The sequence below is a fragment of the Corynebacterium hansenii genome (genome assembly GCF_030408795.1).
GTDB lineage: Bacteria > Actinomycetota > Actinomycetes > Mycobacteriales > Mycobacteriaceae > Corynebacterium > Corynebacterium hansenii.
In genome coordinates this window covers 727,909-749,977 of sequence record NZ_CP047211.1, presented here as the reverse complement: position 1 = coordinate 749,977, position 22,069 = coordinate 727,909, and the positions used below count along the sequence as shown (strand labels likewise).

Here is a 22,069-nt window from a genome sequence, read left to right as displayed (position 1 = left end):
GCCCCCGACTGCTGGGCTTACCTCGGCGCTCGCCACGACATGCGCACCCCCACCGGGCCCGCTACCATCATCAGCAGTCGCCGCCCCTCCCCCCGAGGCGGCGGCGAGGCCTCGCGGTTGAGCACCCCCCCCGCTCCCGCGGGGCCGACTCATTTCCATGGTCACCCCGCCGCGCGACCATCCCGGGCATGACCGCCGCGCTGATCACCCTCGCCCTCCTCACGCTGGCCACCGCCCGCGTCACCCGAATCATCGTCAACGACAAAATCTCCGACCCCATCCGCACCTGGGTCGTCCGACGAAACGGCGAGAACGGCTGGTGGACGTATCTGTTCCACTGTCCCTGGTGCATGGGCTGGTGGCTCGCCGCCCCCGCCGCCGCCCTCGCCACCTGGCCCGGCGCCCTCCACACCGCCCTGAACCTCCCCGCCTGGCTGGCCTTCCTCACCACCTGGGCCGCCATCTCCTACGCCACCGGCTGGATCCTCACCCGAGGGGAGGCCAACTAAATGCCCCGCGTCGCCCGCCGCCCCATCACCGGCGCCGAACTCGCCTCCCCCGCCCTCGTCGCCGCCGCCACCCCGGTCAAAACCGGCAACTCCACCAAGAAGGTCGCCGAAGCCACCGGCTGGAAAAAGGAAGCCTGGGACTTCTACGACACCGTCGGCGAACTGTCCTACGTCTGCGACTGGCTCGGTGACGCCCTCTCCCGCGCCCGCCTCATCGCCTCCGACATCGCCGACGACGGACGCCCCACCGGCACCACCGACGACACCACGGTCGCCAGCATCGTCGCCGACATCGCCGGGGGACCCGCCGGCCAATCCACCATGCTCGGCCGCCTCGCCACCAACCTCACCATCGTCGGCGAAGCGTGGGTCGCGATCCTCACCCGCGACACCGACCTCGGCTCCGTCGAGGAATGGCACATCCTCTCCGCCGACGAGATGACGACCCGCGGCTCGGAAATCCTCCTCACCCTCGGCGACGACACCACCCACGTATTCAACCCCGACGTGGACCTCCTCACCCGCGTGCACATCCCCCACCCGCGCAACGCCCGCGAGTCCGCCGCCGCGACCCGATCCGCCCTCGAACCGCTGCGCGAGCTCGCCGGCACCGCCGCCTCGATCCGCGGCGCGACTCGCTCCCGCCTCGCGGGCAACGGCATCCTTCTGCTGCCGCAGGAAATCAGCATGCCGATGGCAGCCCCGCCGACCGGCGACCCCGACGCCCCCGGCCTGCCGACCCCGGAGCAGCCGGTCATGGAGGACCGGCAGGTCACCGCGCAGGACGTTATGGGCCAGCTGCAGCAGGTCATGACGCTGGCGATTCAGGACCCGGCGTCGGCGGCGGCGATGGTGCCGATCATCCTCAAGGCCCCTGGTGAGCATCTCGACAAGGTGCGGCACATCACCCTGGAATCCGAGGTGACGGAGATGTCGCTGCGCACCCGTGATTCGGCGATCCGGCGGCTGGCGCTGTCGCTGAAGGTGCCGCCGGAGATGCTGCTCGGCCTGTCGCAGGGCAACCACTGGTCGGCGTGGGCGATTGACGCGTCGGCGGTGAATACCCACGTCGTGCCGATGCTCACCGTCATCTGCGACGCGCTGACCGACGCGGTGCTGCGCCCCCTGCTCGCCCGCGCGGGGCACCAGGATCCGTCGTCGGTGACGATCTGGTTCGACGTCTCCGACCTCGCCAACGGCGCATCCAGGACGGAGAACGCCGTCGCCGCCTTCGACCGCGGTGCGATCAGTGCGGTGACGCTGCGGCAGTCCCTCGGCTTCGGTGATGACGATGCTCCCTCCGACGAGATGAGCGACTCGGAGAAGCGGGCGCTGGCGATCCAGATGGTGTCGAAGGCCCCGTCGCTGCTGCCAATGCTCGCCCCGATCCTCGGCCTCGACATCGACTCCACCGTCGGCCCGGTCGCCGGCGCCCCGGTGGCGCAGGCCCCCGTCTCCTCGCCTGCTCCGCCGAAGGGAGCATGACCATGGCCGTGTTCCTGCCGGACCCGTTCGACGACTGGGCCGCCATCCTCGAAGAGCCGGTGATGCGAGCGATGCGCACATGGCTCGACGAGCATGTCCGCCCCTCCGTCTTCCGGGCGCTTCTCGCCGCCGCCGACGACGAGGAGGTGATGCCGAACATCGAGGCGATCCTCGCCGCAGCCGCCGCGTGGGACCTCGTCCTCGCCCAGGAAATGACGCCGACGCAGATCGGGCTCATCGCCGCCCGCGTCGCAGCAATGACCGACGCGAGGGGCGTCGACGTTGCTGCCCTGCCCCGCGCCGCCGGGCTGCGCGACGAGCTCGCCGACGCCCTCGACGAAGCGATGGTCGCCATGACCCGCGCCGGCGTCGCCACCGGGCAGATGGCCGTGATCATCGACACGGCGACGTGGGTCGACTTCATCGACGATTACGCCCGTGCCGCGGTCAATCGGGTGTCGGGGATGCCGGAGTCGGTGTACCGGGAGATGGTGCAGGCCCTGGCGAAGGCCGTGAAGGACGGCATGAACCCGCAGGACCGGGCAGCCCTGGTGCGGGAGTTCCTCGACCTCGACGACCCCGCCCAGTACGAGCGATGGCGGCGCCGCGCGCAGACCATCGCCCGCACCGAAACGAACTCCCTGATCAACGCCGCCGACCTTGAGGCCGGGCGGATGGAGCAGCACCTCACCGGGGAGGAAATGCACAAGGCGTGGCTATGCGTTGCTCCGGACACGGTTGTCGGTGCCATCGACGTTCGGCATGCTGCCCGTCGAGAGTACGTAGGCACCCTTGTACGCATCACCACCGCGAGCGGGCGGGAACTCTCCCTCACACCTGAGCATCCGGTATTGACCGGGCGTGGCTGGGTCGCCGCTGGCGATCTTGACTTGTCGGACAACCTCTTCCAGGTCGTCCATGCTCAGACCCCTGGGGCACCAGACGTACAGGACTCGCCACCCGGCATTGGTCAGGTCGTCGATGCGGCGATGAATGCGTCCGACGCCAAGGTGAGGACCGTGCGCAGCGGTGTGGATCTCAACGTCGACGCCAAGGCACACGATGTCGAGGTTGTAGTTGCCGACCGCGACCTGTCGGTCAACCTCGAAGCCGTAGTAGCGGAGCGCTCCCGCGACCTCCATCTCACCTCGGCCGACGCGCTGGCTCATGCGCTCGTGCTTCGTGCGAGCGGACCTTTGGTGGGTGCCGGGCGGCATCGGTCGACCGCGGGCCTTTTCTCCGATTCGGCGGTACTTCTCGGACTTCACCGCGGGGTCTTCTCGGCTGGCGCGGATGATTCCAGCGGCGGATTGACCACGGATGGGAACCCCGGCTTCCCGGAGAATACGGCGGATCACGTCGTGGCTGGTGCCGTGGCGATCGCCGACAGTGTTGAGGGAGTCTCCGGAGGTGTACTCAGCGATGACGGCCGCAGTGTCTATGTCGGATCGTCGCCGGGCCGCGACTCCGAGCTTCTGGGCGGCGCGGGCTTGCTCGGCGGCGGCGGGGTCGCGATCGAACCTAAGGCGCGTCCCCTCACCCGCCGTTCGGGTGCGGACGCCGCGTTCGGCGAGTCGGCGGCTGACGGTGCTGTAGTTCGATCCGACGGCGGCGGCGACCTCCTTGAGGGAGTGTCCGGACTCGTAGAGGCGGACGATCTTGTCGACATCGAGCGGTACTCGTTTGTTGGGCATGTGTACGACCTTGAGACGGCTGGGCACTGGTATCAGGCCAATGGCCTGGTGGTTCATAATTGTACCCTCGACCGCCGCACCCGTGATTCGCACTTCCAGGCCGACGGTCAGCGTGTCCCCCTCGACGGGAAGTTCACGATCGGTGGCCACGAGTGCGACCACCCGGGCGACCAGCATCTCCCTGTTCACGAGGCGGCAAATTGCCGGTGCAGCCTCCTGCTCCTCGATGCTGACGAGCCCCTGCCGGATGAGTCGGACCGGCAGACGGAGCGGGAGCGGGCCGACGGCACTCGCCGGGACCCGCAGGCCGAGGTGAGGCGCCGCGCGGCTGATGGGGTCACCCGGGCCCGCGACGATGCACCGCAGACCGTGACCGCAGCCATGAAGGAGCAGCCCATGCGCACATCCTGGTCGGGGGTCCTCGCCCCCATCGACAAGCCCACCGGCGATGGACGCGTCATCGACTCCGACGCCGACATCAAGTTCCGGGAGTTCCCGCTCCCCTTGATGTTCCAGCGGGCCACCAGCGCAGGCCACGACACCGCCGTGGTCGTCGGGAAGATCAGCACCGCCGTCGTGGAGGGCGGCGCGATCCACGCGACCGGTGAACTGTTCGACACCGACGACGCCGCCGAGGCCCGCGAGTTACTGGCCGAGGGCGTCATCCGCCCGTCGGTGGACATGTGCGACATGGTCGTCGACTTCACCGTCGTCGACGGCGACGGCAAGAAGGTCGACCCGGAGGTCGACGAGTGGGATCCGTCGTGGTCGGAGACGATGCATGTCCGCTCCGCGACGATCATGGCCGCCACCCTCGTTAGCAAGCCGGCGTTCGCGGAGGCGAAGATCGTCCTCGGCGACGAGGTTGCCTCCCCGGACGATGCGGAGGAGGAGACGGCGGCGCTGGTCGCGTCGGCCGTCGCCCTTGCCCCGGTCGACGCGGCGGTGGACTCCGCCGCGTTCGCGGACCCGGGCCTCGACGGGCCGACGGCCCTGACCGTCACCGACGACGGCCGCGTGTTCGGTCACCTCGCCTTGTGGGGCACCGAGCACGTCGGCATCGGCCGCGGGGTGACCCCGCCGCACTCGAAGACGGACTACGCCCTATTCCACGTCTCCACCGTCGCCACCGACGAAGGCCCCATCTCCGTGGGCCGGCTGACCGTCGGCTGCGGCCACGCCGGGCCCCGCGACGGGGCGCACGCCGCCACCGAGCACTACGACCAGACCGGCACCTGCTGGGCCTACGTCCGCGCCGGGGAGGACGCCCACGGCATCTGGGTCGCCGGGATCATCAACCCCGACGCCGACACCGCCACCGTCCGCGCCGGAGCGTCCGCGCCCCTGTCGGGGGATTGGCGGTCGGTGGGCGGCAACCTGGAGCTCGTCGCCGCCCTGTCGGTCAACACCCCGGGCTTCCCGGTGCCCCGCGCCTACGCGGCCGCCGAAGGGGCGGAGATGTCGCTGGTCGCCGCCGCCGTCATGCCGCGCCGCACCCGCGAGGACGTCCTCGCCGACGCCGTCGCCGAAGGGCTGCGCCGCTACGAGGAGCGCCGCGCCACCGCGGAGGCCACCGAGGCCCGCACCGTCGAAGCGCGCCGCATGGCCGCCTCCCTGCTCGCCGGGGGCATCAAGTGACCCCCGACCGGATGATCACCGTCTACACCGCCCCGTCGTGCATGCAGTGCCACGCTACGAAGCGGCATCTCCGCCGCGCCGGCGTGGATTTCAAGCTCGTCGACGTCACCCGCGACGCGGTGGGCCGCTTCGCCGTCGAGCAGCTCGGGTATTCGATGCTGCCGGTCGTCACCGTCGATCTGCCGGATGGTCTCGACCACTGGTCGGGGTACCGGCCCGACATGCTCGACGCCGCCATCACCGTCGCCACCGAGGCGTTGGAGGTCCTGCCGTGAGCTGCGGCATGTGCGGCGGCGCCGCCCGCCCGGCACCGAAGTACGAGGTCACGTTCCCCGACGGCTCCACCCGCATCTACCTCACGGAGACCGAGGCCCGCATCGCCGCGACGTCCGCCGGCGGCGGCACCATCCTCCGCACCGACGCTTAACAAGGGGCGCCCACCCGGTTAGTTTCGAAGGCATGTGCCCAGCAATCCTCTACACCCTCCATTCAGTCGCCGCCGGGCTGCAGTTGCTCGGCGGCGGCCTCGTCGTCGCCGACGTGAAGTCCACGATGGACAACGCCCGCGCTTTCAAGGCCGACCTCGAAGCCGCTGACGCCAAAGCCGACGAGCACCGCAACCACCTCAAGAAGCGTGGCCTGTCCCCCGAGATCCGATCCGGGCGAATCACCATCCCCAAGATCCAGGCTCCGTCTGACGTCACCGAAGCAATCGTCAACCAGGTCGGCCCCTCCGCGGCGATGGAACGCGAAGCGATGAGGAGATTCCTGCGGGCCCAGTTCCCCGACAACCGTCGGTCACCGTGGCTGGGCGTAGCGCTCCTGGTCGGCGGAATCATCACGAGCCTGGTCGCGAATCTCCTCGGAGTTTCGTAGCCGCGAGGCAATGTCACCCCTGATCCCTTGGATGTGTGGTGAGCCCACGGGCATGGCCGGGGCGCACACCACAATCAAGGAAGGATCAGGACAGATGGGATTCAAGCTCCCCGAGAACCTGCCCACCGACGCTGACGGCCTCGCCCAGCTGCGAGCCCAGGCAGTCGACGTTTTCAACGAGATCTACGGCGACGGCACCGGCGCCCCCACCCAGGACGAGTTCGCCGAGATGAAGGCGATCACCGAGGCGATCGCGTCGATCGACGGCGCCGCCGCGGAACTGTCGGCCGCCGATGAGCGTGCCACCGCCGCCGCGGAGATGGCCGCCACCGTCGCCCCCGCCCCGGCCGCCGAGGAGACGGACGAGGACGAGGGCACCGCCCCGGAGGACACCGCCGAGCCCGCGGACGACGGCAACGACGATGACGGTGAGGAGGCGAAGGCCGACGAGAAGGCCGACGACCGCCAGCCGGTCACCGCCTCCGGCCGCCGCACCCGCTTCGCCGACGCCGCCAACGGCGAGACCCCCAAGGTCCCCGCCCCCGAACGTGGCTTCCGCCTCACCACGTCCGCCCAGAACTTCGAGACCGGCATCGTCGACTCGATGCGCGTCGCGAAGGAGTTCGGCAACCTCGCCACCGGCCGCGCCGCCCGCGTCATCGGGTCGAACGGCCGATCCGAAACCACCCTCGCCTACGTCGACCGCGACATCCCCGCCGAGTTCATGATCGGCGACGAGGCCGACGCCATCGAGGTGTTCGACCGCGCCACCGACGAATCCCGCCTGCCCGGCGGATCCCTCGTCGCCGCCGGCAGCTGGTGCGCCCCCAGCGAGACGATGTACGACTTCCTGCCGACGCTGCCGGTGTCCGGCCTGCTGTCCCTGCCGGAGGTCGGCGTCAAGCGCGGTGGCATCAAGCTGCCGAAGGAACCGGACTACTCCGCCCTCTATGCCGCCATCGGCTTCGAGCAGACCGAGGCGCAGGCCCAGGCCGGCACCGAGAAGACCTGCTACGAGATTCCGTGCGGCGAGTTCGAGGAGTCCCGCCTCGACGCCGTCGGCGTGTGCATCACCAACGGCATCCTGCAGGACAAGGCGTGGCCGGAACTGACGAAGAAGTACATCGAGGAAGCGCTGCGCCTGCACCAGCACAAGATCAACGCCCGCACCATCGGCAAGATCGTCGCCGCGTCCACCGACGTCAGCGGCTTCACCGGCGTGTTCGGCGCGGCCGGCGCGGTGCTGTCGACCCTGGAACTGCAGGTCGCCGACATGCGGGCCCGCCACCGCCTGGGCCGCACCCAGTCGCTGGAGGGCATGGCCCCCGAGTGGCTGCTCGGCCTGCTGCGCTCCGACCTCGCCTACCGCGACGAGGTGCTGCCCGAGCGGGTCACCGACCAGCACATCATCGACCACTTCCGCGACCGCGGCGCGAACCTGCAGTTCGTCGCCGACTGGCAGAACGACGTCATCGGGGCGAAGACCCCGGCGAAGGCCTGGCCGGCGGAGGTCAAGGTCGCCCTGTGGCGCGCCGGAGCGTGGGCGAAGGCCCTGGAACCGGTCGTCAACATCGGCGTGACCCACGACTCCACCCTCCTGAAGACCAACAAGCAGATCCAGCTGTTCACCGAGGACGGCCTCGCGGTGATCAACCGCGACATGGAGTCCCGCGTCGTGACCATCCCGGTGAAGGTCGACGGCATGGTCGGTCTCCGTGGCCCGGTCGCCGCGGCCGCCGGATAGCACCACCCCGTTGAAAGCGCCTGGGGGCGTGGCGGCTTAAGGCCCCCACCCGCCGGGCGCTTTCCCCATCCCACAGCAAAAGAAGGAGGAGCGATGGCGCTTCCCACCGTGCCGGTGGTGCTGCCCCCGGCCAACCCCTACACCGGTGGCCTGTACGACGCGGCCACCCTCATCGACGACCTCGCGGCCCGGCACCTCGGTGGCCTGACCGTCGACTCCCCGAACCACGGGCCCCACGGTTCGTGGCCCACCGAGTGCCCCACCCCCGGCGATACCCCGGGCAAGGGCGGTCCCCGGCCGGCGCCGCGCGACGTCGACGCGACGATCGTGTGGGCCGCCGACGAATGCAACACCGTCGGCATCACCGACGAGGAGGCGAAGGCCCGGGCCGCCCAGGCCCTCCGGCTGGCCGAGCAGGTCGACGTCGAGAAGCACGCGGCCACCGACCTGAAGAAGGTCACGGCCACGCAGGTCGCCGACATCGTCGCCGCGGTCGCCCACCTGGAGCAGGAGCTCACGGCGGATGGATTCACCGGGGTGATCCACGCCCGCCGCGGACTGCTGGCCGTCGCGGAGAAGGCGTCGATGATCATCCGCCAGGGTTCCCGCCTGCTGACGCCGGGCGGCCACCGGTGGGCGTTCGGCGCCGGGTACACCGACCTCGGCGACACCGTCGTGGGCACCGGCCCGGTGATCATCCGACGCTCCCCCGTCACCGAGTCGCTGACGCTCAACGCCCGCACCAACACCCGCATGGCCCTGGCGGAGCGGGTCGTCGCCGTCGCGTGGGACACCCCGACCGCCGCCGCCACCATCACCAGCCCCTAGGAGACACCATGGCCACCCGTAAACCCGCCACCCGCAAGCCCACTGCCCCGCCGCACGTGTCCATCGACCGCGGCGACGGCACCACCGCCATCACCCCGGTCGACGTCGCCGACACCCCGGTCCTCGTCGGGCTGCTGCTCGACGCCGCCGGCAGCGCCTCCGACGTCGCCACCACCACCGGCCCGCATGGGTGGGTGGTGCCCACCGCGGTGGCGAAGAAGGCGGGGCTCGCCCCCTAGGCCGGGTCACCCCCCACCCCTACGAATACCTGTGACGGCTCGGAGTGGGCCGCACCCACAAAAACACATCTCTAGGAGGAGATATGGCACACGCCATCGTGCGGGGCAAGCGGCTCCGCGCCACCCGAGTCGGCCCGTGCGGCCTGCCCCAGGCGGGCGAATCGTCCACCATCGTCACCAAGGGCTTCGTGACCGTGAAGTTCACCAAGGTCATGAAGGACGCCGAGGACCTGGAGACCACCAACGCCGACGGTGAGGTGTGCGTCGCCGACCGCACCCCGCCGGAGCTGAAGTGGTTCGAGTTCGAGGCCGAATTCTGCCGCGTCGACCCGGCCCTGGTGTCGTTCTTCACCGACGACCCCGTCGTCCTCGACTACGCCAACAAGCCCGTCGGCTTCCGCTCGAGCAAGACGGTCAAGACCGACGGTGGCGCCGCCGTCGAGGTGTGGACCGGCGTCGGCGCCGACGACTGCGAGATCCCGAAGGACGACTCCGCCCTCGCCGCTGGCGCCAACGCCGTCGGCTACGGCTACTTCCTGCTGCCGTGGATTAAGGAAGCCACCATGGGCGACTTCGAGATCGGAGCGTCCGCGATGACCTTCACCCTCACCGGCATCACCGGCGCCGGCCCCAAGTGGGGCAAGGGCCCGTACAACGTCGTCGCCCAGGACAAGGAGAACACCGCGGGTCGGCTGCTGACCCCGATGGGCATGGAGCACCTGCATCACGAGCGCGTGACCATCGCCCCGCCGGAGGTCACCGACGGCCCGACGAAACTTTCATTGCCGCAACCCTACTTCGCTGCGGTCGCTGGCGAGAGCACGGACAACTAGGCTGCCCGCCTCGTCGCCTGGCCCCTCCGCTTCCTTTCGACGGGAAGTGGAGGGGTCTCGCCGTTTCGGACGAAGGGGACGCCGGTGAACTGCTCGAAGTAGCGGTCAGCGACTTCCGTGAAGTCCTCCCGTCGCGCGCTCCCGCGCTGGATCGCGGAGTGGGTGGCCGCGCACGAGCGGCACACGCGTCGTCCCACGCCAACTTCTCCACGAAGGTTGGCGCCGCTGTAGGGGTGTCCTTGGGGGCAGTGTGTCTTGGAGACGTTGTTGCGCCCGTGGCGGACCATGTCCCGCATGTTCTCGGAGTGGGTGCCGTAGGCGAGGTTTTCGGGGCGGTTGTCGGTGGGGTCGCCGTTGAGGTGGCGGACGTGCATGCCGTCGGGGCGTGGTCCGAGGAAGGTCTCCGCGATGAGTCGGTGGACCATGCGGTTGTTGGATCGTCCGTCGCCGCGGGAGAGGTTGAGGGTGAGGTGCCCGTATTTGTCTTTGCGTTGGGGCGTGAGGATTCGGGGGCGGATTGTTTTGGGGATGCCGTTGCGCATGATGATGCGGCGGGGGACGTTGCGGATTCGGCCGTGGGTGCTGGCTTCGTAGCGGCCTTCCCATCCGGGGATGGGGCGCCACGTTTCGGTGTGGTCGGTCATGGCGCGGAAAGTACGAAGGAGGGGTGACATCGGGCGGCCCCCCTACCTCGCCGTATTCGTCACAGTGACGTTGCGGGCCCATGCCCGCGTATGCCCGCCGGGCGGGGTCCGGGGCCCGGTTGGGGCGCGGGTCACCCCGTGCCCGTAGTTTTCGGCTCGTGCCGGGGCCACCGGGTCTGGAATGGTGTGGTCGCCATGGGGCCCTGCCGGCCCCGGCACCGGCGGCCACCGTTGCTGCGGTGAGCACAGGGGAAGGAAGGCCCCACCCGAACGACTGGCCGGGTGGGGCCTTCACCATGTCACCTCCACCCACCACCCTGAGCCACATGACCACCAGACCATGCACCTGGCCCGTCGACCGCACCTGCCTGCCCGAAAACGCCGACCCGGCCATCGTCGCCGAAGCGGTGAACACCGCCGTCGGCGTCCTCTGGGCACTCACCGGCCGACGCTTCGGGACCTGCCCCGTCGAAGCCCGCCCCTGCCCGCCCGGCACCCCACCGTCGGGCATCCCGCTGGCCCCCGGCCCCGGCTGGGTCCCCCACCTCGACAACGGCACCATCCGCAACGCCCCCGCCTGCACCACCACCGCCTGCGACCGCACCGGAGCGATCATCCTCCCCGGCCCCGTCCACAAACTCCTGGGCATGAGCGTCGACGGCGACGACGTTGACCTGTCGTCCATCGTCGTCCACGGCGACCGGATCATGCGCCGCGACGGGCACCCGTGGCCCGCCCAGCACCTCGACCGCCCCGAGGGTGACCCCGGCACCTGGTCGATCCGCTACCTCCGCGGCACACCTCCCCCAGCAGGCGCGGCGCACGCCGTCGGGACGCTGGCGAAGGAGTTCCTCGCCGCGTGCACCACCGGCAAATGCGCCCTCCCCCGCCGCACCACCCAGGTACAGCGCCAAGGCGTCACCGTCTCCATGGTCGACCCGCAGGACATCTTCGACTCCGGTGCGACCGGCCTGCCCGAGGTCGACCTGTGGATCCGGGCGTGGAACCCCAACCGGCTCGTTGAGCCTTCGACCGTTTGGTCGCCCGATCAAAGCATTTGGTAGTAGCCGTCGGCGATCTCCTGGAACTTGGGTTTCAGCTCCTTCCGGTAGCGGATGTACCCGTGGGCACGGTTGCATGCGTAACAAGCACGCTTCCCTTTCCGAAGGGCAGACGGCATGAGATTTGCCCCTTCGAGCGGGTGCCCGAACTTACACGTCGTCTGGTTTGCCTGATAGCCGATGCCGTTGCGTGCACGGTCGTCAAAATTCTCCATGCGTGTCCCCCACCGGAGGTTGTCTAGGCAATTGTTCGACGGGTTATCGTCGAAGTGGCAGCACTCCATGCCGGGCGGGCAGGGCCCAACGAACGCCTCAAGAACGAGCCGATGGACGAGACGATTCGACCGCTTCCCGTTGGCGCGGAGGTCGACTCGATGCCGCCCCATCTTGCAGATCGACTGCCTGAGTAGTTTTCCCGGATGAGTATGGACAGAACCATCGGCGTAAACCACCCGGCGGCCCAGGCTCCGAACCCTCCCCTGGTTCGAGACTTCGTAGAATCCCTCGAACCCCGGAATCGGTAGCCACAATTCGTCATAGGTAGGCTGAGTCACAGCCCTCACGCTCCTTCGCAGCGTCTGGGTTAGGCCCGTCTAGTGTTGGCGCACTAGGCCGGGCCGCTTTTACTTGATTATACACCTTTTCGCTGGTCAGGACCACAAGTCACCTGATGATGCGAACCTCTGACCATGCGCGCGCTCATACCAGTCGTCGGCGAGGTCATCGAAGCCCTCCGTGCCGAGTTCACCGACCCCGACAACGTCCCCCTCGGCGGCACCGTCCCGTCCGTCGAGCACCGTCCCGGTGCCGACATCGCCCTCGATGGCCTGTGGTCCGCCGACTGTGCGGGCATCGTCTGGGCCAACGTCATCCGCATCTACCGCACGAACATGTTCCCCAGCGAGACCGACATCGCGGTGCCCTGCAACGGCTCCCCCGTCGTCTCCATCCAGGTCGGTGCCGCCCGCTGCGTGGCGACCGTCGACGACAACGGCGACCCGCCGCCCCCACACGCGATGGAACACGACGCCCTCGTCGGCCTCGACGACGCCACCCGCCTGGAACGCGCCCTGTGCGCCGCGGTCACCGCCTGCGACGACCGTGACCTCATCATCCAGGGCACCTGGACCGCCACCGACCCCATCGGACCCCAGGGCGGGGCACTGGCCTGGGTGAAGACCCTCACCGTCGAACTCGCCTACTAAGGAGCAATCATGACCGCGAAGAAGACCACCACCCGCCGCGCCACCAGCACCCCGGAGCCGACGCCGAAGACCGAAACCGTGACCCTCCGAGGTCGCATCTCCACCACCGCGCTGCGCGCCGGCGACACCGTCACCGTCACCCGCACCCCGCAGACCGACGAGCTCGTCGCCGGTGGGTGGGCCACCATCGTCGAGGACTAGGTCGTGGCGTCCCGCACCGAACTGCGCATTGACCAGGGTGCGCTGCGCAAAGTCCTGACGGGTCCGCAGTCGGAGGCCGTGACACTGATCAAGAAGGCGCAGCGGCAGACGATCAACGCCGCACGAACGCGCGTGCCGGTAGATACGGGCGCGCTGCGCACTGGGCACATGGGGACGAACACAACGATCAGAGGGAATATCGTCTCCGCTGATGTCATTGCCGTTCAGGACTACGCCGCCGCGGTGCACGAGGGGCGTTCGGCGATGATCATCCGCCCCAAGCGCGCGAAGGTGCTGTCGTGGGTCGGCCCGAATGGTCGGGTCTTCGCCCGGTCAGTGCGGTCCCCCTCCCGCCGCGGACGGCCCTGGCTCCTCAACGGCATGAAGGACGCCGCCGGGGCCCTGGGCTTCGAGGTCACCGAGGGCCGGTAGACCTACCTGCGCACCGCACGAGACCAAACCCCTTGGAAAGGACCACACACATGAGCACCCCCGATTCCACCGCCGCGTTCGACGCCGACGTCGCCCGCGACCACGACGACGTCGACGCCCTCAAGGCCCGCATCGCCGAGCTCGAACAGCGCGGCAAGGACTCCGCCGTCGCCGACGGCGAGGTCGTCGAGGTCATCGACCCCAACGACCCGGCCCCGTCCGACACGATCGCCGCCGCGCATGTCGCGACGGTCGGCGGCCACGAGTTCCGCTTCCACCTGCCGACGTCCGGCGCGCTGATCGCGTTCGGCCTTGGAGCGTCGAACAAGCGATCCGGCGAAATGCAGATGGCCACCATGAGCATGTTCTTCCAGTTCCACCTGCTCGCCGAGGACTACACCCGCCTCCTGGAACTCCTTCTCGACCCCAACGAGGACTTCGGCGACGAGGAGTACGGCGACCTGCTCAACGTGATCATGGACGCCGCGTCGGACTCCCCGGAGGCCAACGCCCCGAAGACCGGGCCCCGCCGCTAGGGGCCGTCGTGCCCATCACCTGGGCGGGCAGGCAGTGGCATCCCCACGACCTCCCGCCGTCGACGGCCGCCGCGGTCTCCCGCCTCGCGTCCACCGACCCGGTCGAGCACATGCCCGCCGCCGTGGACATCATCCGCGCGGCGGGCCTCGACGTCGAGGAGGTCATCGATGCCGCGTTCGACGCCGATGGTGACCTCGACGTCCTCGACCTGGTGGCCGACATCCTCCGCACGGGCACGGCCCGGCCGTGGCGGTCGACGGTGGGCCTGTGCCGCTCGACGGTGACGCAGTGGTCGTCGGTGCGGGGACGGCTGATCGAGAAGGGCATCCCCGACCCGCTACGGTCGCTGCGGTCGCTGACGGCGCTGCTCGATGTGGTGGAGACGATGATCCTCGACGGCGCGAAGGACGACAAGGACCGGGAGCGTCTGCTCCGCGACTTGTACCCCACTGACGTGGATTCCGAGGGTGCGCCGATCGGGTGGGAAGACGGCGCCGACGGCTTCGACGGCCTGCTGTAGGCACACCAGAAATGGACTAGTCCCGGCTGTTCGCGGCAGCCGGGACTAGGGTCGTGGGCCGGTTATCGGCAGACGAGCAGGGTGTTGAGGTAGTCCGCGAGGCGGAGGACGCCGTCGCGGTCGAGGACCAGATGATGAACGTCGTCGGAGGCGTTGTTGAAGATGTCGAAGAACGCCGCATCCAGTCCGCCGGCCCCCATGTCGGGTTCGATGTAGATGGTGCCGGCGGCGTCGGCGTCGACGTCGATGTTCAGGGTCATTGCGTTCATCGGGAGGTCTCCTTGCAGATGCGGGCCAGGTAGTCGTGGCTGGTGTTGTAGAGGTTGGCGAGGTGGTTGATGGTTTCTTCGCGGCTGTATCCGCAGAAGCGGAAGAAGGCGTATTCCTCGCGGCAGATCATGGATTTGGTCTGCTTGGCGGCCGTTTCGACGGTGAGCAGTGTCGCGGTGTCGATGCGGTCGAGGGCGTTGTCTGCGGCGGTGCAGGCGTCGTTGAGGATGTCGTTTGCGCAGGTCATGCCGTCACCTCTTCGAGTGCTCGGGTGGTGGTGCCGCCCAGGGACTTGTGGAGCTCGTGGAGGCCCTTTGGGGTGACGCGGATGGTGGGTTGGGCTTGTTCCCATTCGCCGGTTTTTTCGTTGATGAATCCGCCGCCGAGTTTGTGGGTGAGGCGTCCGGTGTTGATGGCCTTGTCCTGGTAGGCCTCCCAGTGGGCTCGGCGTCCGGTGGTGCGGAAGATCCATCCGATCTTGTGCATGTGCTTGAAGAGTCGGTCGCGGCCGATTTCGATGTCGGGGTCGCGGGAGAGGACTTTTGCTGCTGCGGCGACGGAGTAGTCGCCGCCGGGGGCGGCCAGTGCGTTCCAGGAGTGGGCGGGGGCCTCGAGTTCCTGGCGCCGTGCGCGTTCTTCCTTGAGGTCGGTAGCCAGGCGGATGATGAAGTCGGGGTCGGTGAGTGCTTGTTCGGCTGCGGCAGGGGTGAGGTATCCGCCGTGGCGGCGGATGGAGGGCAGAACCTCGCGGGTGACCCAGCGCCGGAAGTCGACGGCTTCGGGGCGGCGGGATTTGAGGACCGCGGCGTAGAGCCCGGATTCGGTGATGACGGCCATGCTGCGCGTCTCAAAAGTGCCGTTGACCTGCGAAGTACGCACTTTGTGCGTACCCTTCTCGTCTTCTTCAAGCCAGCGGGTCATGTCGGAGGACATGCGATATCCGAGGATCTTGGCGACGTCGGCGGCGACCCAGCGGGGTTCGCCGTCGTCGGCGAGGACGACGCGGACATCGTTGCCGCGGAAGTCGAAGACCTCCGGGGCGTTGCGGTCGGTGGGGCTGATAGAATGCATGACGCACCCTTTCGATAGGTGGTGTCGCATCGCCGTCCCGAGTAGCTACCAACTTCAGCGGGACGGCGTTGCCGTATGTACACCCCAGACTATACGCCCACTAGCCAAGCGTGTCTAGCCCCGCCTAGACACCATCGCGAAGTTGGTACACCCTACCCCTGGAAACACCCAGTTCACGGGCCAGTTCAGTTACCCCCACACCAGCCTCCAATGCCTTACGCACGGCCTCAGCACGTTCACGACTAAGAGCAGCAATCGCAGCATTTGCCACGATCTGGACCTGATCGAGGCGCTCAGTGCGATCTTTCACAGCCTCGATCGCTGCCGTCTTCGCGTCGCGCATGTCGTCGTTGGTGGTCATGCGTCGAGTCTACGTCCCGCCCTGACCTTCCTCCGGGTCGAGGACCGCGAGCCATTCCAGGGCGCGGCGCAGCCCGGTGTTGCCGCCCTCCGGGTCGATGTTCACCGTCTCCAACGTGGCCTTGAGGTACCGGTTCACCTCCGCCAGCGCCGCGGCGTCGTCGCCCTGCGACTTGTACAACGCCAGCAGCCCCTGCGCGGGACCGAACGGTATTGCCCACCCTGCGATCTCCGACGAGCGTTCAACGGCGTCGCGCATCTCGATCAACAACGCTTCGGCCCCGGCGAGGTCCCCGGTGTTTCGCATCCGGTCGAGCTCTTCCCACCACTCGGAGTGGTGCCGGCCTCGCACGATCTCCGCCCGCTCCGCGCGGGCGATGGTCAAGTCATCTGGTGTGGTCATGCTCGCGCACGGTACCCGCCGGCGCGGATTTCACTGTTCGAACGCCGGGGCAGTCACCCCCGCCGGGGATTCTGCCCGACATGAGCACTGTGGGGCAGGCGAAAGTCGTATTCGAGGCGGAGACCGGGCAGGTCTCCGACCAGCTCGTCGCTGCGATGGAAAAGGCGATGGCGAAGATCGACAAGATCCTCGCCCGCATGTCCCAGGCCACCGAAACCGAGGGCAAGAAAGCCGGGGCCGGCCTCGCCGACGGCCTCGAAGACGGTGCCCAGCGAGCCGGCAAGGCCGTCGACGGCATCGACGGGTCCGGCCTGTCCAAGGTGCAGGAAGCCGCCGCGAAGGCCGGGGCGGCCGTCGCCGACGAGATGACCGGCGGCGTAGCGAAGGCCGACGCCGCGATGGACAAGATCGACGGGTCTGCTCTGCATGATGTGGGGGCGGCAGCCCAGGAAGCGGGCGCTCGCATCGGCGCTGAAATTCCGGCAGCGGCGCAACGGGCCGATGCCGCACTCGACGCCATCGACGGGGCTGGTCTTCGCGAAGCTGGTGCAGCCGCTTCGAGCGCCGCCGCTTCCATCGAGGGCCGGGTCCCCGCTGCTGCCGCGCGGGCGTCCGCGGCGATCGACGACGTCGGCGCGTCCTCAGATCAGGCCTTCGACAAGGGAGTCGCCGGCGCAGGGCTGATGGAAGGCGCACTCGGCAAGCTCGCGCTGGCCGCTGGCGCGATGATCGGCCCGATGACGGTCCTCAAGAAGGGCTGGGACCGCCTCGTCGCGCAGGACGACGCACAGCACAAGCTCATCGCGCTGGGGCACACCACCGAGGATGTCTCCGCGATCATGGACAACGCCATGTCCGCGGTCACCGGCACGGCGTTCGGGTTCGGCGAAGCCGCATCGCAGGCCGCCACGCTCGTCGCGGCTGGCGTGCAGCCCGGTGCCGACCTCGAGCGGGTGCTGCGGCTCGTCGCGGACTCCGCCTCCATCGCAGGCACGGACCTGGCGGACATGGGCATGATCTGGGGCAAGGCCGCCGCCCGTGGACGTATCTCCGGCGAGGAGATGGCCATGCTCCTCGACCGTCAGATCGGCCTCCTCCCGGCACTGGCGGAACATTACGGCGTGACGACCGAGGCCGCCGAGAAGATGGTTTCCGACGGCAAGGTGTCCTTTGAGGACTTCACGCAGGTCATGGAGAACATGGTCGGCGGCGGTGCCGAGATTATGGGCCAGACCGTCACGGGCTCACTGAAAAACGTCGGTGCCGCGGCCGGTCGTCTCGGCGAGGCTCTGCTGAAGCCGATCTTCCAGGCCGCGCCCGCGTTCCTCGGCGGGGTGCAGAAAGGCCTGAACTGGACGACGAACGTGATCAAGGGGTTCATGGGGTGGTTGGACTCCGGTTCCTTGGCGGCGGATATCTTCAAGTACTCCCTGGTAGCACTCGGGACCGCGATGACGGTCATCGTTGCCCCGTCAGCTGCGGCCGGCATCGCAGCATTCGTTAGTGGACTTTGGAAGGGTTCTGCGGCAGCAGCGGCTCTGGGCAAGGTCATCGCGGGGCTGAAGGCGGCGATTTCCGCTGCTTTTGTGACTAGTCCCATCGGATGGGTCATCGTCGGAATCACAGCCCTGGTCGCCGCGTTCGTCATCCTGTGGAAGCGATCGGAGGCGTTCCGCGACTTCTGGACCGGCCTATGGAACACGATCGCCGACCCCGTGCGGCAGGCCATCGACGCGGTGAAGGGCGCGTGGGATGGCCTCACCGCCATTTTCCGGGGCGAGGCCACCGACGAGGGTAACTCGGCGCTGGCGCGGCTAATCGGGGCCGATCGGGTGGCGTGGATCATCTCGACCATCACCACCGTCAAGCAGTTGTGGCAGGACGTGAAAACCGCGTTCGGTGGTGGCGAGGTGCCCGGCGGCGGTGCCCTCGCCCGCCTCGTGGGGATCGACACCGCCGAACGCGTGATGGAAATCATCGGCTCGATCAAGGGGGCGTGGGGCGAGCTGTGGTCCGCGTTCCAAGGCGACGGATCCGGCACCGGGGCCCTGACCGCGTTACTCGGCGACGAGGGCCGCGCCGAGTTCGTCGTGAACCTCTTCGCGCGCCTCGGCGACGCGGCGCGGTTCGTCTGGGACACGATCAAGCAGGTCGGGCAGGCCCTCGCCGACGTCGGCACATCCATCGCGTCGGCCGGGTGGGAGACGATCAAGGCCGTCTTCGGTGCCCTGGTCGAGGTCGGCAAGTCCCTGTGGTCCGCGATCTCCGAAATCGCCGGGGCCGTGTGGGATCTGGTGCAGGCCCTCGCGCCGGTGCTGATGCCGATCCTCAAGGTCGTCGGCGCGATCATCGGCGGCGTCATCGTCGCCGCGTTCTTCGTCCTCATGGGCGCTTTGCGCCTGGTCGCTGGGCTTTTCCAGATCTTGGCCGGCGTGATCTCGTGGCTCGCGGAGAACGTCCTCTCGCCCTTGATCGGCATCATCGGCGAAGTCGTCGGCTGGCTCGTCGAAAAACTCGGCGGCGCGATCGCCGGCGTCGTCGACTTCATCCGCGGACTCTTCGAGACCATCGGCGCGGTCTTCTCCTGGGTGTGGGAGCAACTTCAGGCCGCGTGGGACAACATCGGCCGCCCCGTCGTGGACTTCATCATCGCCGCTTTCCAGTGGTGGTGGGAGGGCATCCAGCTCGGCTTCCGCCTCCTCGGCGCGACTTTTGAGGTGATCTGGACCGGCCTGCAGATGGCCTGGGACGCCTGGGGCCGGCCGGTCCTCGACGCGATCATCCAGGGCTTCCAGTGGGTCTGGGACGGTGTGCAGGTCATCTTCGGCTGGCTCAAGGCTGGCTGGGATCTGCTGTGGGTCGGGGTCCGCTGGGTCTACGACACGATCATCGCCCCCGTCATCGGCTGGATCGTCGACCGCTTCAATGACCTGCGCGCCGGGGTGCAGCTCGCGCTGGATTGGGTGCGGCTGCAGATCGACCGGGTGTCGAAGGTCGTCTCCGCGTTCTACGACCAGTACGTGCAGCCGATGGTCGACCGCGTCATCCGCGGCTTCGACCGCGTCAAGGACACCGTCGTCGGGTGGAAGGACAAGATCGTTGGCGCCCTGTCCGGGGCGGGCCGGTGGCTGTGGGATACGGGCCGCAACATCGTCCAGGGCCTCCTCAACGGCATCGGCAGCCTGGCTGGGCGGATCGGTAGCTTCTTCCTCGACCGCATCCCCGGATGGATCAAGGGGCCCTTCAAGAAGGCCCTCGGCATCGCCTCCCCCTCGAAGCTGTTCGCCGAGTACGGCCGCAACATCGGCGAAGGCCTCGTCGCCGGCGTCGGGTCGATGGAGGGGGTGGTGCAGGCGTCAACGCAGGGGCTCGCGGACTCCGCGGCGAACATCACCCTGCCCGCAGCCCCAGCGGTCGCGGCCGCCCCGGTCGTCACGGACGGCGCCGCCCCGGCCATCGCCGCCGATGCGTCGACCGGCATCGCCGAGGCGTACTCGGGCATGGCCGCGCAGATGGGAGCGACGTCGACCGGCCTGCTGGACCCGATGTGGATGGGCCAGTCGGCGCAGATGATGGGCCTAGGCACGACGATGACCACGCAGGCCCAGGGCGTGATTGCCCCGTCGTGGGACGCGATGGCAGCCCAGATGGCGGCAACGCAGGCCGGAGTGATCACCCCGACGATGGCGGGCACGCAGGCGGCGATGACGCAGACCGCCGCCGTGATCATGGGGCAGATCACCACCGTGATCCGCACGGCGTTGCAGTACCTCGTCACGACGCTGTTCTGGACGCTGAACTCCGGCGTGAACCCGGTTTTCGCGGGCATCCGCGGCGGCCTGCAGCACGTCGTGTCCACGTTCCAGTGGGCCGTGTCGTCGATCGGCACGCTGTGGTCGCAGGTGCGGGAGGCCACGGCGCGGCCGGTGCGGTTCACCATCAACAGTGTCTTCAACGACGGCGTCGTCGGCATGTGGAATTCGGTCAGCGATCTGCTGGGGACGACGAAGATGGCCCCTTACCCCGTGCGCTTCGCGTCCGGTGGCGTCCTGCCCGGCTACACCCCGGGCCGCGACGTCATGGAGTTCGTCGAACCGTCGTCCGGCATGCGGCTGGGCCTGTCCGGTGGTGAGGCGATCATGCGGCCGGAGTGGACCCGCGCCGTCGGTGGGCCCGCCGCCGTCGAGGCAATGAACGCAGCCGCCCGTTCCGGCGGTGTCAACGGGGTCCGCCGCACCATCGGCGAGGGAGCCGCCGCCCGGTTCTCCACCGGCGGCATCCTCGACGAACGCATCCAGCGCACCATCCGAGAGGCCCGCCGCCACCACGGCAAGCCCTACCAGTGGGGCGGCGTCGGCAACCCGTCCTTCGACTGCTCCGGCCTGTGGTCCGGTATCCAGTCGCACCTGTCCGGCGGCCGGTTCGGCGGGCGGCTGTTCACCACCCACACCTTCATGGGCGGCGGCGGAGCCCGCCTCGGCTGGGTCCCCGGCCTCAACGGGCCCGTCACCGTCGGCGTCAACGACGGGCACATGGCCGGCACGCTCGCCGGCATCAACATGGAGTCCGCCGGCGGCGGCAAGGGCGTCCAGATCGGCGGATCGGCATGGGGATCCAACCACGGCTCCTTCACCCGCCGCTTCACCCTCCGTGATTTCACTGGCCGCTACATCGCGGGCGCCGCCGGGGGCGGCATCGACATCGGCGACGTCATCTCCGGGGAGATGGACCAGTACAAGCAGAAGATGGCCACGGCCATTGCTGCGTTCACCCGCCAGCAGCCGGGCCGCTTGGCCCAGACGTACCCGACGCAGGTCAAGGAAAAGCTGGTCGACGCGACGCAGAAGAAGATCGACAAGCTGATGGAAGAGATGATGGGCGACCCGGGCGGCGCCGGGGTCGCTCGGTGGGCGCCGATGGTGCGCCGCGCCCTTGCCCGCGTCGGGTTCGAGGTCACCGAGCGCAACGTGCGCTTGATGCTCGCGCAGATCGCCTCGGAGTCCGGCGGCAATCCCGGCATCGCCCAGCAGATCGTCGACATCAACGGCACCGGCGACTCCGCCGGCGTTGGCCTGCTGCAGATCATCCCGTCGACGTTCGCGGCGCACCGCGACCCCGCGCTGCCGAACGACCGGCGGAATCCCTTCGCCAACATGGTCGCGGCGCTGCGGTACTACAAGAGCAGGTACGGCATGGACCTTGGCCGCATGTGGGGCAAGGGCCACGGCTATGCGCACGGCGGGCTCATGGGCGAAGGCCAGGGCATGTTCCACAAGACCGCGTTCGGCCCGGAGCGGGTCCTGTCGCCGCGGCAGACCGCCAGCTTCGAGCGGCTGGTCGACTGGATCGACGCCCAGCCCTCCCTGCCGATCCAGCCCGTCCCTGCCCATGGCACCGGCGAGGATTACGGTCGCCACACGAAGACGGTGCTGGTCACGCAGAACATCATCGCCGACGACCCCAGGGCCGCGGCGGACGCCGTCGAGGACCGGCTCATGGGCCTGCTGACCTAAGGAGGA

24 protein-coding genes are annotated in these 22,069 nt (G+C 68.8%); 17 read left to right on the top strand and 7 right to left on the bottom strand.

Going from position 1 to position 22,069, the window contains the following annotated elements; all coding sequences use genetic code 11:
- Positions 1 to 188 precede the first annotated feature (188 nt).
- The 10 genes from CHAN_RS03370 (at position 189) to CHAN_RS03325 (ending at position 9,846) form a co-directional block, all read left to right on the top strand.
- The gene (locus CHAN_RS03370; protein ID WP_290291774.1) at positions 189 to 509 is read left to right on the top strand and encodes a hypothetical protein; all 321 of its coding nucleotides are present in this window, start codon (positions 189 to 191) and stop codon (positions 507 to 509) included.
- The gene (locus CHAN_RS03365) at positions 510 to 1,994 is read left to right on the top strand and encodes a phage portal family protein (RefSeq protein WP_290291771.1); all 1,485 of its coding nucleotides are present in this window, start codon (positions 510 to 512) and stop codon (positions 1,992 to 1,994) included.
- A complete protein-coding gene (locus CHAN_RS03360; RefSeq protein ID WP_290291769.1) occupies positions 1,991 to 5,326 on the top strand; it encodes a hypothetical protein in 3,336 nt (1,111 codons plus the stop codon). Before CHAN_RS03365 ends, CHAN_RS03360 begins: the two co-directional genes overlap by 4 nt.
- Positions 5,323 to 5,601: a glutaredoxin domain-containing protein gene (locus tag CHAN_RS03355; RefSeq protein WP_353959823.1), complete on the top strand. Its 279-nt coding sequence runs from the start codon at positions 5,323 to 5,325 to the stop codon at positions 5,599 to 5,601. Before CHAN_RS03360 ends, CHAN_RS03355 begins: the two co-directional genes overlap by 4 nt.
- Complete coding sequence (locus tag CHAN_RS03350; protein ID WP_290291767.1) at positions 5,598 to 5,753, top strand: DUF7196 family protein; 156 nt, start codon at positions 5,598 to 5,600, stop codon at positions 5,751 to 5,753. The genes CHAN_RS03355 and CHAN_RS03350 overlap by 4 nt, the downstream gene beginning before the upstream one ends.
- Before the next feature lie 32 nt (positions 5,754 to 5,785).
- Entirely contained in the window at positions 5,786 to 6,202 is a 417-nt protein-coding gene (locus CHAN_RS03345) for a hypothetical protein (RefSeq protein ID WP_290291765.1), read from the top strand.
- Between the two features lie 94 nt (positions 6,203 to 6,296).
- Positions 6,297 to 7,946 (top strand): major capsid protein, encoded by a 1,650-nt coding sequence (locus CHAN_RS03340; RefSeq protein WP_290291764.1) that lies wholly within the window; start codon positions 6,297 to 6,299, stop codon positions 7,944 to 7,946.
- A 93-nt stretch (positions 7,947 to 8,039) separates the two neighbouring features.
- Positions 8,040 to 8,774, top strand: a complete 735-nt coding sequence (locus CHAN_RS03335; protein WP_048740879.1) for a hypothetical protein — start codon at positions 8,040 to 8,042, stop codon at positions 8,772 to 8,774.
- A gap of 8 nt (positions 8,775 to 8,782) precedes the next feature.
- Positions 8,783 to 9,013, top strand: coding sequence for an SPRY domain-containing protein (locus CHAN_RS03330; RefSeq protein ID WP_048740877.1), 231 nt, complete (start codon positions 8,783 to 8,785; stop codon positions 9,011 to 9,013).
- Positions 9,014 to 9,096: 83 nt separating this feature from the next.
- Positions 9,097 to 9,846 carry a hypothetical protein gene (locus CHAN_RS03325; protein WP_290291760.1) on the top strand — a complete coding sequence of 250 codons (750 nt, stop codon included), beginning with the start codon at positions 9,097 to 9,099 and terminating at the stop codon, positions 9,844 to 9,846.
- Here the strand turns inward: CHAN_RS03325 and CHAN_RS03320 are convergent.
- A complete protein-coding gene (locus tag CHAN_RS03320) occupies positions 9,843 to 10,490 on the bottom strand; it encodes an NUMOD4 motif-containing HNH endonuclease (RefSeq protein ID WP_048740875.1) in 648 nt (215 codons plus the stop codon). The two genes, CHAN_RS03325 and CHAN_RS03320, sit on opposite strands and share 4 nt — an antisense overlap.
- A gap of 326 nt (positions 10,491 to 10,816) precedes the next feature.
- Between CHAN_RS03320 and CHAN_RS03315 the strand changes: the two genes are divergently transcribed.
- Positions 10,817 to 11,554 (top strand): hypothetical protein, encoded by a 738-nt coding sequence (locus CHAN_RS03315; RefSeq protein ID WP_290291757.1) that lies wholly within the window; start codon positions 10,817 to 10,819, stop codon positions 11,552 to 11,554.
- Here CHAN_RS03315 and CHAN_RS03310 read toward each other — a convergent pair.
- Entirely contained in the window at positions 11,539 to 12,105 is a 567-nt protein-coding gene (locus CHAN_RS03310) for an NUMOD4 motif-containing HNH endonuclease (RefSeq protein WP_290291756.1), read from the bottom strand. The two genes, CHAN_RS03315 and CHAN_RS03310, sit on opposite strands and share 16 nt — an antisense overlap.
- A 135-nt stretch (positions 12,106 to 12,240) precedes the next feature.
- Here CHAN_RS03310 and CHAN_RS03305 point away from each other — a divergent pair, with 135 nt between their 5' ends.
- From CHAN_RS03305 to CHAN_RS03285, 5 genes are read left to right on the top strand one after another with little or no spacing between them, the layout of a single operon-like run.
- Entirely contained in the window at positions 12,241 to 12,756 is a 516-nt protein-coding gene (locus CHAN_RS03305; protein WP_290291752.1) for a hypothetical protein, read from the top strand.
- Between the two features lie 9 nt (positions 12,757 to 12,765).
- On the top strand, positions 12,766 to 12,957 hold the full coding sequence (locus CHAN_RS03300) for a hypothetical protein (protein ID WP_290291750.1): 192 nt from the start codon (positions 12,766 to 12,768) through the stop codon (positions 12,955 to 12,957).
- A gap of 3 nt (positions 12,958 to 12,960) precedes the next feature.
- Positions 12,961 to 13,389, top strand: a complete 429-nt coding sequence (locus CHAN_RS03295; RefSeq protein ID WP_290291747.1) for a hypothetical protein — start codon at positions 12,961 to 12,963, stop codon at positions 13,387 to 13,389.
- Between the two features lie 50 nt (positions 13,390 to 13,439).
- Positions 13,440 to 13,925 carry a hypothetical protein gene (locus CHAN_RS03290; protein WP_290291746.1) on the top strand — a complete coding sequence of 162 codons (486 nt, stop codon included), beginning with the start codon at positions 13,440 to 13,442 and terminating at the stop codon, positions 13,923 to 13,925.
- Between the two features lie 8 nt (positions 13,926 to 13,933).
- The gene (locus CHAN_RS03285; RefSeq protein WP_290291743.1) at positions 13,934 to 14,446 is read left to right on the top strand and encodes a DUF7240 domain-containing protein; all 513 of its coding nucleotides are present in this window, start codon (positions 13,934 to 13,936) and stop codon (positions 14,444 to 14,446) included.
- Positions 14,447 to 14,508: 62 nt separating this feature from the next.
- Here the strand turns inward: CHAN_RS03285 and CHAN_RS03280 are convergent, their stop codons facing one another.
- The 5 genes from CHAN_RS03280 to CHAN_RS03260 all read right to left on the bottom strand — a co-directional run bounded on the left by CHAN_RS03280 (position 14,509) and on the right by CHAN_RS03260 (position 16,550).
- Entirely contained in the window at positions 14,509 to 14,715 is a 207-nt protein-coding gene (locus CHAN_RS03280; RefSeq protein WP_290291741.1) for a hypothetical protein, read from the bottom strand.
- Positions 14,712 to 14,963: a hypothetical protein gene (locus tag CHAN_RS03275; RefSeq protein ID WP_290291738.1), complete on the bottom strand. Its 252-nt coding sequence runs from the start codon at positions 14,961 to 14,963 to the stop codon at positions 14,712 to 14,714. Before CHAN_RS03275 ends, CHAN_RS03280 begins: the two co-directional genes overlap by 4 nt.
- Positions 14,960 to 15,787 (bottom strand): phage antirepressor KilAC domain-containing protein, encoded by an 828-nt coding sequence (locus tag CHAN_RS03270; RefSeq protein ID WP_290291734.1) that lies wholly within the window; start codon positions 15,785 to 15,787, stop codon positions 14,960 to 14,962. The genes CHAN_RS03275 and CHAN_RS03270 overlap by 4 nt, the downstream gene beginning before the upstream one ends.
- 124 nt (positions 15,788 to 15,911) lie before the next feature.
- Positions 15,912 to 16,148 (bottom strand): helix-turn-helix domain-containing protein, encoded by a 237-nt coding sequence (locus CHAN_RS03265; protein WP_290291730.1) that lies wholly within the window; start codon positions 16,146 to 16,148, stop codon positions 15,912 to 15,914.
- Positions 16,149 to 16,157: 9 nt separating this feature from the next.
- Positions 16,158 to 16,550, bottom strand: coding sequence for a hypothetical protein (locus CHAN_RS03260; protein ID WP_290291727.1), 393 nt, complete (start codon positions 16,548 to 16,550; stop codon positions 16,158 to 16,160).
- Between the two features lie 80 nt (positions 16,551 to 16,630).
- Between CHAN_RS03260 and CHAN_RS03255 the strand changes: the two genes are divergently transcribed.
- Positions 16,631 to 22,063: a tape measure protein gene (locus CHAN_RS03255; RefSeq protein WP_290291724.1), complete on the top strand. Its 5,433-nt coding sequence runs from the start codon at positions 16,631 to 16,633 to the stop codon at positions 22,061 to 22,063.
- Positions 22,064 to 22,069 lie beyond the last annotated feature (6 nt).